This is a genomic window from Paenibacillus azoreducens, assembly GCF_021654775.1.
GTDB lineage: Bacteria > Bacillota > Bacilli > Paenibacillales > Paenibacillaceae > Paenibacillus_AQ > Paenibacillus_AQ azoreducens.
The window spans coordinates 4,725,651-4,740,426 of the sequence record NZ_AP025343.1 but is presented as its reverse complement, the minus strand read 5'-3'; the positions used below and the strand labels follow the sequence as shown (position 1 = coordinate 4,740,426).

Annotated in this window: 12 protein-coding genes; 10 read left to right on the top strand and 2 right to left on the bottom strand. The window is 49.3% G+C overall.

Going from position 1 to position 14,776, the window contains the following annotated elements:
- Positions 1–154 precede the first annotated feature (154 nt).
- The gene (locus L6442_RS20795) at positions 155–1,621 is read right to left on the bottom strand and encodes an ATP-binding protein (protein ID WP_237100022.1); all 1,467 of its coding nucleotides are present in this window, start codon (positions 1,619–1,621) and stop codon (positions 155–157) included.
- Between the two features lie 255 nt (positions 1,622–1,876).
- Between L6442_RS20795 and L6442_RS20790 the strand changes: the two genes are divergently transcribed.
- The 10 genes from L6442_RS20790 to L6442_RS20745 all read left to right on the top strand — a co-directional run bounded on the left by L6442_RS20790 (position 1,877) and on the right by L6442_RS20745 (position 12,967).
- Positions 1,877–2,335, top strand: coding sequence for a RidA family protein (locus L6442_RS20790; RefSeq protein ID WP_212980858.1), 459 nt, complete (start codon positions 1,877–1,879; stop codon positions 2,333–2,335).
- Between the two features lie 71 nt (positions 2,336–2,406).
- Positions 2,407–2,910, top strand: coding sequence for a GNAT family N-acetyltransferase (locus tag L6442_RS20785; protein WP_212980857.1), 504 nt, complete (start codon positions 2,407–2,409; stop codon positions 2,908–2,910).
- Between the two features lie 34 nt (positions 2,911–2,944).
- Entirely contained in the window at positions 2,945–3,511 is a 567-nt protein-coding gene (locus tag L6442_RS20780; protein WP_212980890.1) for a histidine phosphatase family protein, read from the top strand.
- Positions 3,512–3,645: 134 nt separating this feature from the next.
- Positions 3,646–4,230, top strand: a complete 585-nt coding sequence (locus L6442_RS20775; protein ID WP_212980856.1) for a DUF4269 domain-containing protein — start codon at positions 3,646–3,648, stop codon at positions 4,228–4,230.
- A gap of 374 nt (positions 4,231–4,604) precedes the next feature.
- Positions 4,605–6,926 carry an AraC family transcriptional regulator gene (locus L6442_RS20770; RefSeq protein WP_237100020.1) on the top strand — a complete coding sequence of 774 codons (2,322 nt, stop codon included), beginning with the start codon at positions 4,605–4,607 and terminating at the stop codon, positions 6,924–6,926.
- Between the two features lie 358 nt (positions 6,927–7,284).
- Positions 7,285–8,100 (top strand): ABC transporter permease, encoded by an 816-nt coding sequence (locus L6442_RS20765; RefSeq protein ID WP_373871856.1) that lies wholly within the window; start codon positions 7,285–7,287, stop codon positions 8,098–8,100.
- 31 nt (positions 8,101–8,131) lie between these two features.
- On the top strand, positions 8,132–9,013 hold the full coding sequence (locus L6442_RS20760) for a carbohydrate ABC transporter permease (RefSeq protein ID WP_212980887.1): 882 nt from the start codon (positions 8,132–8,134) through the stop codon (positions 9,011–9,013).
- A gap of 50 nt (positions 9,014–9,063) precedes the next feature.
- Complete coding sequence (locus L6442_RS20755) at positions 9,064–10,740, top strand: ABC transporter substrate-binding protein (RefSeq protein ID WP_212980855.1); 1,677 nt, start codon at positions 9,064–9,066, stop codon at positions 10,738–10,740.
- Between the two features lie 25 nt (positions 10,741–10,765).
- Positions 10,766–12,046: an alpha-L-fucosidase gene (locus L6442_RS20750; protein WP_212980854.1), complete on the top strand. Its 1,281-nt coding sequence runs from the start codon at positions 10,766–10,768 to the stop codon at positions 12,044–12,046.
- A gap of 267 nt (positions 12,047–12,313) precedes the next feature.
- On the top strand, positions 12,314–12,967 hold the full coding sequence (locus tag L6442_RS20745; RefSeq protein ID WP_212980853.1) for an HAD hydrolase-like protein: 654 nt from the start codon (positions 12,314–12,316) through the stop codon (positions 12,965–12,967).
- A 302-nt stretch (positions 12,968–13,269) separates the two neighbouring features.
- Here the strand turns inward: L6442_RS20745 and L6442_RS20740 are convergent, their stop codons facing one another.
- Positions 13,270–14,559 carry an MFS transporter gene (locus L6442_RS20740; protein WP_212980852.1) on the bottom strand — a complete coding sequence of 430 codons (1,290 nt, stop codon included), beginning with the start codon at positions 14,557–14,559 and terminating at the stop codon, positions 13,270–13,272.
- Between the last annotated feature and the right edge of the window lie 217 nt (positions 14,560–14,776).

Genomic DNA, 14,776 nt, shown 5'->3' with positions numbered 1-14,776 from the left:
CTTTCTGTTTTGGATTGTATGAGATTGTATGAGATTGTATGAGATTGTATGAAATTATGTGAAATTATGTGAAAAATAGAGACAGTCATCTGAGAATTCGTTTAAAATCGGCATCGAAAAATCTGTTCTTATGTATGAATTGGATGCTGCATCTCTATTCGATATCCTCAGGTTTTTTTATTTTCGGTAGCTTTACCGTAAAGATGGTCCCTTGATTGGGGGTGCTTTCGATCTGAATCGAACCTCTATGATTATGTATAATGTTTTGCGTGATCATAAAGCCAAGGCCTGTTCCCGTTTCCTTCGTCGTATAAAACGGCTGCCCCAACCGTTGAACCTGTTCGGCAGTCATGCCGCTCCCCTCATCCCGTACACTGATCAGTACCTCTTGTTCGTTGGAATAGGTGGTAACGGTTATGGTTCCGCCTGCCTCCATGGCATCCATGCCGTTTTTGAGCAAATTGATAAATACCTGCTTCAGTTGGTTAATTTCACCGATGATCCAGAGGGAAGTGTCGTCGGTATCGAATACGATCTCGATATCCTTTAAAGCCGACTGCACTTTCATTAAAGTGATGACCTGATCCAAAATCGGCAGAACATTCACGGGTTTGCTGACATGTTTGGCCTGGGGTTTGGATAAGACAAGCAGTTCATTCACGATCAGTTCAATCCGTTTCAGTTCGGACTCAATGATATCATAATAGTAGTCGGTGTTACGGTTAGAAGATCGCATCAGCTTCATAAACCCGTTGATCGAAGTGAGAGGGTTCCTGATTTCATGGGCGATCCCCGCTGCCAGTTGTCCGGCCATGGTCAATTTTTCGGACTGCATCATATGTTCTTCTTTTTGCCTTTGATCCGTAATATCCTTAAAGACCCCGACGGCTGCCGGTTCGCCCTCATAAGTTATAACGAGAGTGAATCCTTCCACAAATTTTTGCTGTCCATCCAAACAATTAATGAGGTAGCTCACGGCATCCAGCGACTGATCGGTAGCATAAACTCTCCTCCGATTCGTGAGCGTGTAATGAAAAGAAGCATCCACGATCGTATCGGTTACGAGGCCATATACTTCGCTTTGGTCCTTGGCATGGATCAAACGAAGGGCCGCGGGATTGACATACTGCACGACTCCCTTTTTGGTGATTAACACCGCAAGGGGCATTTTCTCCAACATTTGCCAGTATGAAGTTTGTATATCTAGCAGCATCGTTTCCGTAGCATTCATTTTCGTTTCCAGCTCGGCTAATCGGGTTCGATCCTCAAACTGAACCAAATAATGATCAGGATCATGATCCTCATTGGGAATAATGGCCAAATGGATGATAACCTGCAATTTCCGGCCGGAAACAAGTCCGATTTGTCTTTCGAATTTTCCGTTCGTTAAATGCTGCGACTGAAGTGATTCGCCATAGGTTTGAATATCGGAGAGCATTTCGCGATATGCATGGTCAAGATCCGGGGAAGCGGCGGAAATGAATTCGTGCTGCGGATATCCCAATAGATCATGTAAGGCGGTATTTATCTTCAAAAAGGTCCCATCGAGCGAGATGACAGCCATTCCATGCACGGCATGCTGGAAGGCGGGATCACTGCTTCGGACATGATCTCGTAGCACCGAAAATCTCCTCCCCTTTACCAAATATTTGTAGGATTTAACCATATTATAAGCATGATTGGGAACGCTCTTCAATGGAAGATTTCAAGTTTTTTAGCGTTTCCAATTGGAAGAAGAAGATTGTTGATGGAGTTTCCCCATTTCCACTAGAGGATTTTTTTGGAATGAGATCGAATAATAGAGACATCGTGTGAGGGTTTTGCCTGGTTAAGCTTGTTTGATTTTATGCCTAATGAAGCGAGGGGTGTGACGCTTATGTCTTTTGAAAGCATGGAAGTGCGGCTGAAAGCGCTTGGAATCGTTCTTCCGCAGGCTGGCGAGCCTGCAGCCAAATATGTCAATGCGGTGATTGTGAACGGACTTATGTTTGTTTCGGGCAAAGGTCCGGCAGGACATCCGAGCGGGAAGCTTGGGAGCGATTTTTCCACGGAAGAAGGCTATCAGTTTGCCAGGAGTACAGGGTTGGAGATTTTGGCTGTACTGCAATCGGAGCTTGGAACGTTGGACAAAGTGAAGCGGGTAGTGAAGATACAGGGATTTGTGAATGCGGAGCCTTTTTATGAGGAACATCACAAGGTGCTGAACGGCTGCTCGGACCTGATGCTGGACGTGTTCGGCGAGCGGGGCAAACATGCCCGTTCCGTGTTTGGAGCTGTGTCCGTAAGGGATAATCTGCCGATCATCATCGATTCGATCTTTGAAGTTGAGGTATAATCGGGATGTTGCCGCTGGTCCGGCATAAACAATAAAACATTATTTTTGACAATGGAAAGAAGGTTGCACAAGTGATTACCATACATGAAGCGGCATATGCCGATAAATCCACGTTGCGGAATTTGCTTGAGCTGTACAAATACGATTTTAGCGAGTTTGATCCGGAGGATGACCTGAACGAAAACGGACTGTATGAATATATGTATCTGGATCATTATTGGACGGAGGAAGGAAGGCACCCGTTCCTTTTCCGTGTTGATGGCAAACTGGCGGGTTTTGCTTTGGTCCGGGAGCTGGAAGCGAAGACGAAAAACCTTCTTCCTCTGTATGAAATGGCCGAGTTTTTTATTTTGAGAAAATACCGCCGTTCCGGTGCGGGACAGCAGGCGGCAATTGGGTTGTTTGACCGTTTGCCCGGAAGATGGAAGGTTGCCGAAGTAGAGAGCAATATTCCTGCGCAGAAGTTTTGGCGTAAAGTTATCGGACATTACACGAACGGGAAATTCGAGGAAATAAGCGAAAAGGGCTGGGACGGGCCGATTCAATGTTTTGAAACTGGTGGCCAGCCTGAATAGACCGGGGGCGAGGGAGATCCAAACGGTGTTTTATATGGTCAGACACGCGGAATCGCGGTACATACAGGGCGCAGAAATGACAAGAGAATTATCGGAGCAAGGAAAAGAGGATGCGCTACAGGTCAGCCGAATATTGCGGAACGAAGCGATTGAATTCTTTTATTCGAGTCCCTATCGAAGAGCCGTCCAAACGATAGAGCCGACCGCCCGCGAAGCCGAGAAAGATATCAGTATCATCTGGGATTTAAGAGAAAGAACGCTTGCGGGCGATGGATTTCAGATGCCTGAGGGGCAATTTTTTAATTGTAAACGGCAGCTTTATGATGATTTTAACTTTGCCCTGCCAGGCGGGGAATCGAGTTTCGAAGCCCAGCGCAGGGGAGTGGAAGCGATCCTGGGGCTGCTGGAAAGAGATCTTGGCAAAAGAATCGCCATCGGCACGCATGGGGATATCATGACGCTGATCATGAACTATTTTGACCCGAAATATGATTATGAGTTCTGGCGATCGACAATGATGCCCGATGTATACAAACTGGTGTTTGAAGACGGGAATTTGACGGAAGTGACGAGGTGTTGGACGGTTAAAGAAGCAGGATAATCCTGAGCGGGAACGTTCAAACGCATTGAATCAAGTCAAATCCGTCAAACGGAAGAATCAATATCTACATGGTATGACTTCGAGCAACCGGCGGCATTATTCGATTCGCGAAAGGAAGGATTGTTATCAGCACCATGAGCAGTCATGTATTTATGGATCTATCCTATTTGAAAACAGGCAATGCAAAGCAAAAGGAAGCATATGAGATACTGACCGACTTGGGCATTTTTGGGAAGCTGGCGGCATTCAGTCCTGTTCTTGCCGGGACGATCCCCATTAACATCGATATCGAAGGCAGTGATTTGGATATCATCTGCGAGATGCGGGAACCGGAAGTTTTGGCGCAAATCCTGAATGCGGAATATGGGTCGATGCAAGGATACCGGATGACCCGAAGCGAAACCGCAGACGGCATCGTGATGGTATGTAATTTCGCATCCCGCTCGTGGCCGCTTGAAATTTTCGCGCAGAACCGGCCCGTGACGGAGCAAAATGCTTTTAAACATATGGTGATCGAACATCGTGTGCTTGAGTATCTCGGTCCGGGTTTCCGCGAGAGGGTCAGAGCCTTGAAAAAGGACGGCTTCAAGACGGAACCCGCTTTTGCCCGCATTCTTCGCTTGGAGGGCGACCCGTACCAGACGCTGCTGGAGATGTATGATTGGAATGATGAAAAATTACACCCGTTCCTGGACCAAAACTGGCCCGGAAGATCATAAAAGAAGCTGCGCGGAAGCTTGCGACTCGCGACAGGCTTCTTTTTTTGCATTATAGAATATATAAGTTGGGGTCCCCGCAAAATATTTGGAATAAGCATCGAAGCATAGGCTTCACTCCGTACTTTTGAATCCGCAAAAGCGGCCCTCTTTGAGAGGCGCCCTTACTTCTTTCCGATACTCTTTGTGGGGTTATTTTGTTATGCGAATGATGCTGGAGAAAGTAAAGACGAGAAGCTATCATTTTTGCTAAGATATAAGAAAGTATAGACTTAGGGGGATTCGCATCCTGATATCGCAAGAAAAACTACTGCTAAAAGCGGTCTGTCTTCTTTAGGAGTAGATTAATCTTTCAAACAACTGCAAAGGGTGGATTGATGTTGAGGAAAACTTCCGGTGAACGTGCCGCATTGATTTTACGTTTTTTTATGCCTTATGCGCTTATTTTGCTCGGGTCCTTGCTTGTCGGATGGTTTGCGTATCATAAAACGTCGGCGCTGGTGGAAAGCGAAACGATGAAAAGCAACATGGAGGCGCTTGGCCAAATCCGTGAAGCGCTGGACGGGCGTTTTGCCGAGGTAGAGACGATTGCCGAGCAAATGGCCAGCGAGTCCAAAGTGCAATCTTTTCAGTTCGTCAAAGCCCCATTCGAAAGCACGAATCCGTTCCGGCTGTGGGATCTGGAGAAAAGCTTGTTTGATTACCGGATGTCGAACCATTTTATCGTGGATTATTTTATCGCGTACAAAAACAGCGGTATGTTTATTTCCCCACGCAAGGTATACGACGCCAAACAGTTTTACGGCCTGCAGCTTCGTTACGAGGATCTGTCTTATGATGAATGGTACGGCCAACTGTTTAATGCGTATTATTACAAGACCTATAAGCCGGGAATGCCGGTAGTATACGAAGGAAAGTCATATTCGGTGGTCAGCTATATGCAGTCCTTCGGCGCAAAAGACAGCGGCGGAGTCATTACCGTATTGATCAACAATCAGCAGATTCAAGAGATGCTCCGGCATATCGATTTGGAGCGGGGAGGGTTTGCTTATGTGGCCGACCAGAACGGAAATCTGATCAGTCATGTAGGGATGGATTCGCAGTCCGCTAATTTGAAAGCGCTTCCTATAAAGGCGGGTTTTTCGCAAATCCGGTGGAATGGGAAGAGTATGCTGGTCACGAAAACCACGTCAGGATATAACGGCTGGACTTATGTGTCGGCACAGCCGGAAGTGGTTGTTTTGGAAAAGGTGCATTATATCAAAGAGCTGACATTAACCGTATTTATGTTGGCTTTGGCTGCAGGCCTTTTGGCAGCCGCATTTTTGGCTTACCGAAGCAGCCGGCCGGTATTTAAAATGCTGCAGCTGCTTCCGCGGAATGCCGGCGGGAAAGAAAAGCGGCCGCTGGGCAACCTGATGGATGATATCCGCAGCTCGGTATCCGATCTGGTAGCAAGACATGACGCGCTGAGCAGCCGGTTGGAAGCGCAGGTGCCTTTGCTGCGGAATGTTTTTTTCGAACGGCTGCTGCAGGGTGGATTCGCGTCCGTAGGGGAAGTGGAAGCGGCCATGGATCATGCCCGTGTCGAGCTCCCGGGAAATATTCTGGCAGCCGCTGTTATTCGATTGCGGGGCTACCATGCGCCATACAACGAAGAAATGCTGATGGAGCTGGATATTGTCAAATTGCATATTCGTGATGTGATCGCTGCCATCGGGCCCGCAGAATCGGTGTCTGCGCAGATGCATGATTTGGGGGAAAACAAGCTGTCCCTGATACTGCATGGAGAAGCGGCGAGTCCGGCATCTTTTATGGAAAAGGTGAAGCAGCTTTTGCATCATTTGTACGGAAGTTTAAACCAAGCGAGCCATGCCGGGCTTCTGCTCGCCGTTGGGACCAGTCAAACGAGCCTGACGGAAGTATACCGTTCGTACGGTGAAGCGGAGTTTCTTTTGCTCCATGCATCATGGAACGAGCAAGAGCCGATTTTATTTTACGATGCCGCCGAAGTGCCGGTTCCCGCTTACTTCTATCCATCGGATGTGGAGCAGCGGCTGATCCAGCTTGTACGATCGGGCAACAAACCGGAAACGGCGCGTCTGATTGGGCAAATCAAGGAGAATAATGGAGATGGCCGGCAGGTGCCGGATTTTGCCTGCAAATTGCTTGCCCAAGAGCTGTGCGGTACGCTGCTGAAATGCTGCGAACCTTCCGGCTCCGGAGAAGATCCGTTGACCGAAGAAGTGGAAGTGGTGCTCAAGGTATCCGATCCGGCGCTGGCGCCTACCGAAGCTGTATCCATGCTGTTTCAAGCTTTACTGCAGCTCTGCCAGAAACACGAGGACCGTAAACGCAGCCATAATGATTCTTTGGCAGGCAAGCTGATTGCATATATTGACCGTCATTACCAGGACTCGGATTTGAGCCTTGCGGTTTTGGCACGGGAAGCGGGCAATTCCGAAGCGTATGTGTCGTATTTCTTCAAGGAACAGACAGGCATGAACTTTTCCGATTATTTGGAGAATGTCCGCATGGAGGAGGCGAAACGGCTGCTGGTATGCAGCGGAATGCCTGTCAGTGAAATCGCCGCCCGGACAGGTTATCTGTCGCTGAACACGTTCAGCAGAGCGTTTAAGCGCGCGAACGGCATCAGCGCGACCGAATTCCGGAAGGAGATGCAGGCCCGCGAGGCCTGAAGGTCGTGAAATATGAGCAAGCGATGCATTCTCGAAAGAACTTAGGCCACATTTAGAGGAAGCGGGTCTAATGAAAGCATGACGTTTTTAAAGCGTAAATATAGACTGATATCTAAAGAAAAGAATAATGCGTTAAAAACGGAATAACGCCTAATCTAAAACGCGGCATAACTGCCAAAACATGCGGATTTACTGATTAAAGCGCTTTCGTCTATACTTCAGTCACCGGCCGGAATCAAACAATGATCACAGGGGGGTGACGGGGCTGAATCTTTTGAAGGACATCGGACGCAAATGGCAGTTATACGCGTTGTTTGCTTTGCCGCTGCTTTACATCATTATATTTAAATACGTTCCGATGTACGGCGCACAGATTGCGTTTAAAGAATTTAACGTGACCAAAGGCATCGGAGGCAGCCCGTGGGTTGGATTTGCGCAGTTTGAACGTTTTTTTCATTCGCATGAATTTTGGAGACTTCTGCAAAACACGCTTGTGATCAGCTTTTATGCGCTGCTGGCGAGTTTTCCGTTTCCGATTCTGCTCGCGCTTGGTCTCAATTATGTAAAAAACAAACGCTTCAAGAACACCGTTCAGATGATTACTTATGCGCCGTATTTTATCTCATTGGTTGTGCTCGTAGGCCTGCTGCTGCAATTTCTTGACCCGCGGACGGGGCTGATCAACACGATGCTCGGATGGTTTGGGCTTGGACCTTACCATTTTATGGCGCAGGCATCCTGGTTCAAATCGATTTATGTATGGTCGCATGTGTGGCAGAATACGGGTTTTGCCTGCATCATTTATTTGGCGGCGCTTTCCGGCATTGATCCGGCCCTGCACGAGGCGGCGGTCATGGACGGGGCAACGAAAATGCAGCGGATGCGGCATATCGACCTTCCCGGCATTCTGCCGATAGCGGTGATTTTGCTGATTTTAAATACCGGGCAGATGTTGGAAACAGGGTTCGAAAAGATTTTATTGATGCAGAACTCTCTGAATTTGCGCGCTTCGGAAGTCATTGATACTTATGTTTATAAAGTAGGGCTTGTGTCGCAGGCCATGAATTTCTCTTATGCAACGGCGATCGGCTTGTTCAAAGCGGTAATCGGTTTTATTTTGCTTATCATCGTGAACCAGGTGGCCAAACAATTGAAGCAGGAAAGCTTATGGTAGAAAGGCGGCGGAAACCTTGCACAAAACGAAAATGAAAGAAGCCGGCTCTGACCGTCTGTTTACGATCGCGAATTATACGGTGCTGACTCTGATCATGATTATCGTGTTGTATCCTCTAGTGTATGTTGTAAGCGCTTCATTCAGTTCGAGCAGTGCCGTTCTGTCAGGGAGGGTATGGTTGTGGCCTGTTGAGCCGACGTTGGACGGATACCGCGCCGTTTTCAAGAACGGGATGGTTGTGCGCGGCTTCATGAATACGCTCTTTTATACGCTGGCGGGAACGGGCATCAACCTGCTGTTTACGGTTCTGGCCGCATACCCGCTGTCCAGAAAGGATTTTCGCGGACGAAATATATTCATGCTCCTGTTCGTGTTTACCATGATGTTTAACGGGGGGCTTATTCCGACCTACTTGCTGGTCAAAAATCTGGGCATGATCGATACGGTCTGGTCGATGCTGATTCCTGCGGCTTTATCGGTATGGAATGTCATCATCATGCGGACCTATTTTCAAACGACGATTCCGGGCGAGCTGCTGGAAGCATCCCAGCTGGACGGCTGCACGGATTTTCGTTTTCTGCTTCGGATCGTACTGCCGTTGTCCGGGCCGATTCTGGCGGTGATCGCCTTGTTTTATGCGGTGGGGCACTGGAACCAATATTTTAACGCGATGATTTTTCTGAAACGGGCGGAATTGTATCCGCTGCAATTGATTCTTCGGGATATTCTGGTCCAGAACGAGATCAATATCGACATGCTTGGGGACGCCAAAACCGCGGCCGCACGCCAGGGACTGCGGGAGCTGCTCAAATATTCGCTTATTGTCGTAACTTCGGTTCCGCTGCTCGTGGTGTACCCGTTTGTTCAGAAATTCTTTGTGAAAGGCGTTATGATCGGATCGTTAAAAGGCTGACATATAAGTACGGGGATATATAACCATTTTGAAAATCATGGAGGGGCGTTATGTACAAAAAAGCTAAAAAATTGGCCGGCCTGATCATAGCCGTCAGCATGCTGCTGGCCGGCTGCGGCGGCGCGAAAGAAGGAAGCGCGGATACGAAAGATAACAAAGAGCCCGCTGCCGGGACCGTCGAATTGACGCCGCCGGGAACGTACCCGCTGGTCAAGGAAAAAACGACGCTTAAAATCATGGTGCGCGGCAACCCGCTCGTCGAAAATTTCGAAACGAATGAATTTACCAAATGGTATGAGGAAAAAACGAATGTCCATATCGAATGGGAGGTGGTTCCGGAGCAAAGCATGCAGGAAAAGCTGAATCTGGTGCTGGCCAGCGAGGATTACCCGGATGTGATCATGGGCTTGAACGTGTCTCCTACCCAGCAAATGATATACGGCTCGCAAGGCGCTTTTTTGCCGCTGAATGATTTGATCGAGAAGCAGGGCACGCAAACGAAAAAGATGTTTGAGGACAATCCTGACATTAAAGATACCATCACCGCGATCGACGGCAACATTTATGCGCTGCCTGAGGTCAACGACTGCTATCACTGCTCCATGAGCCAGAAAATGTGGATTTACGAGCCGTGGCTGAAAAAGCTGGGCCTCGAAATGCCGAAAACGACAGATGATTTGTACAATGTTCTGAAAGCTTTTAAGGAAAAAGATCCAAACGGCAACGGGAAAAAAGACGAAGTCCCGCTGTCCATTTCCCAAAAGTCATGGCGCTCTTCCATCGACGCGTTCCTGATGAACTCGTTCATTTATAACCCGGTTTACGGCTCGAGCAGCAAGCATATGTACATTAAGGACGGCAAGCTTGACGTGGCCTTTAATAAGCCGGAGTGGCGCGAAGGACTGCGTTATCTGAACAAGTTGTACAAGGAAGGGCTGATGGCTCCGGAGTCCTTTACCCAGGATGATAATCAGCTGATCCAGCAGGGCGAGAACCCGGGGACCGTTATTTTGGGGGCTTCCACGGGCGGTCATCAAGGCGTGTTTACCCAACTTCTGGGCGAAAGCGGCCGCTGGAAGGAATACAAGGCGGTACCTCCGTTAAAAGGACCGGGAGGCGTGCAATATGCTGCCGTGGATACGACAGCCTTGACTCCGGGCGCATTCATCATCACCAAAAAAGCAAAAAATCCGGAGTTGGCGCTGCGTTGGGCAGACGGATTATATGAAAAAGAAATGACGCTTCGCAGCGTGTACGGCCGTCCGGATCAGGAATGGCGCGACGCCAAGGAAGGGGAAATCGGCATCAACGGCAAGCCGGCCGTGTGGTCCGAGCTGAAATCCTTCGGCACGGTGCAAAACGTGAACTGGGCACAAACCGGGCCGGCGCTGCGCTCCAACGAGTTCCGTTTGTCCGCCGTTGCAAAAGGTGACGACGATTTAGAGGTAATTCTATACAATGAGACGAAGAATAAGTATGAGCCGTATCAACCGAAGGATGTGAGCACGGTGCCGCCGCTGTTCCTGACCAATGAACAGGCATCCGAAGCCGCCGATCTGGCGAAGACGGTCAACGACTACGTGGATGAGATGATTGCCCGTTTCGTTATCGGTGACGCCAGCCTGGATTCGGATTGGGACAGCTACGTCAGCCAGCTGGATGCGATGAATCTGAATCGTTACCTCGAGATTTACCAGACGGCTTATGATGAGAAAAACAAAAAATAAACCAGCAAATGGAGGTATGACCCACATGAACCCGCGTTTTGCAAGAACGCTGCCGCTGATGGACGACCGCTTCGGTCTGTTTATCCACTGGGGGCTGTATGCCATCCCTGCCAGAGGGGAATGGGTGCGAAGCCAGGAGCGGATCACCAATGAACAATACCAAACCTATTTTGAAGAATTTAATCCGGTTTTGTATGATCCGCGGAGCTGGGCCAAAGCTGCAAAAGCAGCCGGACAGCGATATGCGGTACTGACAACTAAACATCACGACGGCTTTTGCCTGTTCGACAGCCAGCTGACGGATTACAAAGCGACCAATACGCCGGCAGGGCGCGATCTTATACAGGAATACGTGGATGCTTTTCGCGCGGAAGGGCTTAAGGTCGGCTTCTATTATTCCTTGATCGACTGGTATCATGACGATTATCCGGCATATGGCGACCGCCAGCATCCGATGCGCGACAATGAGGCTTTTAAGGATAAACCGATCGACTTTGACCGCTATCTTGACTATATGCATGGCCAGGTTAGGGAACTGCTGACCAATTACGGCAAAATCGATATTATGTGGTTCGATTTTTCCTATGATGACATGACAGGGGAAAAATGGCGCGCTACCGAGCTGATCCAGATGATTCGTTCCCTGCAGCCGGATATCGTTATCGACAACCGTCTCGGCGGCAACATTATGGCGGAGGAGCCTGAAGTGTACGCGGGGGATTTCTTCTCGCCGGAGCAGATCATCCCTCCGCAAGGCATCGTGAATTCGGTAGGCGAGCCGGTTCCTTGGGAAGCGTGCATCACGCTGAACGACCATTGGGGATATCACTCCACCGACCGCAACTACAAATCGCCGCGGCAGGTCATTCGTGCGCTTGTGGAATGCGTCAGCAAAAACGGCAACCTGCTTCTGAATGTCGGTCCGGATGCCAAAGGCGAAATTCCGGAAGAGTCGCTTGACATTTTGGCGGCGGTCGGCAAATGGCTGCACCGCAATGGCGACAGCATTTATGGCTGCGGCATCGCGGATCTGCCCAAACCGGAGTGGGGGCGTTATACCCAGCGCGGCAACAAGCTGTATGCCCATGTCTTCGACCGGGGGATTGGCCCGATCTACTTCCAGGGCTTGAAAGGCAAAATCAAAAAAGCCCGCCTGCTTGCGGACGGCAGCGAGCTGCATGTGCAGACGCCGTGGATGGCGGATCAATATTCGGACACGGATAGCGGAGCCTTCATCCATATCGATGGCGGAGATTTGCCTGACGAGCTGGACACGGTCATTGAGCTGGAGCTTGTAGAAGAATAAGATAGAGGAGGAAGCGGTTTTCAAGGCGGGTCTTGAAAACCGCTTTTTCTTAGTCTAGAGAGTGATTTCAGTTTCATTTCAAATTTGGAAAATCTATCGGCTCGAAGCGGATGTCTTAGCTAAACCGCATGCCATTCGTATGATGTTTGGGAATAAAAATGAAAATTGCCCCTTTTTCGATCAAGTTTGTTATATAGTATAGAAGCTTAGAATCCAGGAGGTAACGAACAGGCCTGGACATTATACATAATAAGGATGTGATCGTAAGTGAAATATGAAACCGTATTATTTGACCTCGACGGCACGTTAACCGATCCCAAAGTGGGTATCACCAAAGCCGTTCAATATGCGTTATCCAAATGGGGGATTCAGGTAGACGATCCCGATACGCTGATCCCGTATATCGGTCCGCCGCTCGCTCAGTCTTTCCGGGAAATTCACGCTTTTTCAGAGCTGGATTCAGTGTCGGCCGTTGAGAAATACCGGGAATATTTCAAGGATAAAGGAATCTATGAAAACGAGCTTTATGACGGGATCAAGGATTTGCTGGGAAATTTGACAGAGCAGGGCCGCAAGCTGATCGTGGCTACTTCCAAACCGGCAGTGTTCGCGAATGAAGTGCTGAGGCATTTTGGTATCGGCTCCTTTTTTGTCTATGTGTGCGGAAGCAATCTGGACGGAACCTTATCCGATAAATCGGAGATCATTGCCGCCGTTATTGAAAAGATGGACGTAAACAAGGATCGGGCTATCATGATTGGCGACCGCAAGCATGATATCATCGGGGCGCATAACAATGGGATGGCTTCCATTGCCGTCGGATATGGTTATGGAAGCGAGGAAGAGCTGACGGCGATCCGGCCGACCCATTATCTGAAAACGCTGCAAGAGCTGCAGGACTTTTTTGAAAATGATAAATAGAGGGGGACTGGCGGGATGGCTGATGCCAATTGGGACATGGAAGAACCTGTCCGCCTGGATCCCGTCACAAATTTAGGCGAGAGATGCTGTTTGCGTAGCTCAAGGCAGATGGCATCGGCCATCCGCCTGATGACAACCGGGATGAATTATACGCCTGTTAATGAGCTGGGAACTGATAGCAGCCGAAGCTCCACTGCAATACGAGACGGTGCGATTGTTCTCAGAACTGCTTCGAGTCGATTCGGGACTGGATTATGCGACAGGGATGAACATTACGTTTGAAACTTCGGAACATTAAAAATCTATTGCTGGACTGAAACCGCGGCCTTTTGGGCTGCGGTTTTGCTTTCTTTGAACATGAAATAATAGATCGCCGAGGCACTGATATACAGCACGCCGGTCATGCTGAACGTAATGGCGTACCCCCAGTAGGTTCCGTAAGTGGTCAGCAGAAAAGATTGCACCGGCCCCATCGTCGCCCATCCCAGCATAAATGCGGTTTGCGTCATCGAATTGGCAATTCCCCTGCGCGCGTCGGACACCCGGTCTACCATGATGGAGGACTGGATCGGGTTGGCGGCATTCATCAGCGCTTGCCGGAACAGAAACGTAATCGAAGCGACCACGAATAGATTCGTGAAACCCGTCAGCAGCAGAAACGGAAGCGACATCATTTGAAAAAGAACGACCGCTTTCACGGGTCCAACCCGGCGCGCCAGCGTCGGGCCGATCAGCATCGATACGATGGTCATCACTTGCCCCAAAGATATCAGAATGCCTACGGCCGTCAAGGAAACGGCGAAACGGTTGGTGAAATACAGGTTAAGGTAAGGCACGACGAGGCCGGATCCTGTCCCAACGATCAACTGGGCAAGCGTAAATTTGAGAATCGCTTTCCAGTCTTCTTTGGCTTGGACGGGAATTTTGACGGGTTGTTCTGCGGATTCCTTGGGAATCGCGGCTTCGGTCTGCTCTTTCTTCCTCACCGTTTTGGTCACGAACAGAAGGGGGATAAAGGCGAGCAAACTTGAAGCGCCCCCAACAAAAAGCGCAGTTTGCAGGCTATGTATTTTGCTCATGCCAGTTTGCTGCAGCAAGTCGGCAAGCAAACCGCCGCCGCTGCTGCCCAGCACCTGCGCCGCGAGTACCAAAGAGAAGTGATAGCTAAATATCTTGAGCCGCTGCGCCTTGGATGTATTTTCCGCGAGAAAGGGTACGGCGATAACCTGAAAGAACGCAGCGAATAAACCGGCGGCCACCGCAAGCAGCACCAGCCCGGATTCATCGCCGGCAAAGGCTCTGCCCATAAAGCTGAGCCCCGTAAGCATCGCGCCCAGCGAAAGCAGCAGCTTATGGCTGACGCGGTCAGCTATAAGTCCGATCGGTATGAACACCAGCGCCGTCGCCAACGACTGCACGCTGACGATTGTGCCGTTCATCGTATCCTGGTAGCCCAGGGCTTGTATGTATAAGTTGTAGAGCACCGAAAACATGCCTGTTCCAATTTGGTAAAGCACATTAGCCAGAAAAAAAAGCCGGATATTACGGCCAAGTTGTCTCCATCCTGCTGCTGCTGCATGCAGTACATGCATTTTGTCTGATCCCCCGTTATCGTCATAGTTTGTCTAAAGTCATTGTAACAAGGGAATCTTCCAGAGGGAAGCAAATCATGGAATATGTTTTACGGGAAGAGGACAGAAGGGACTCTTTCTGCTAGCGCTGAAGAGAACAAGTAAGGAGAGTAGAAAACTTTGTAGATAGAAAGGAATCAAACAAACATGTTGGGAAGTTTGATTCCTTGCACTTAAA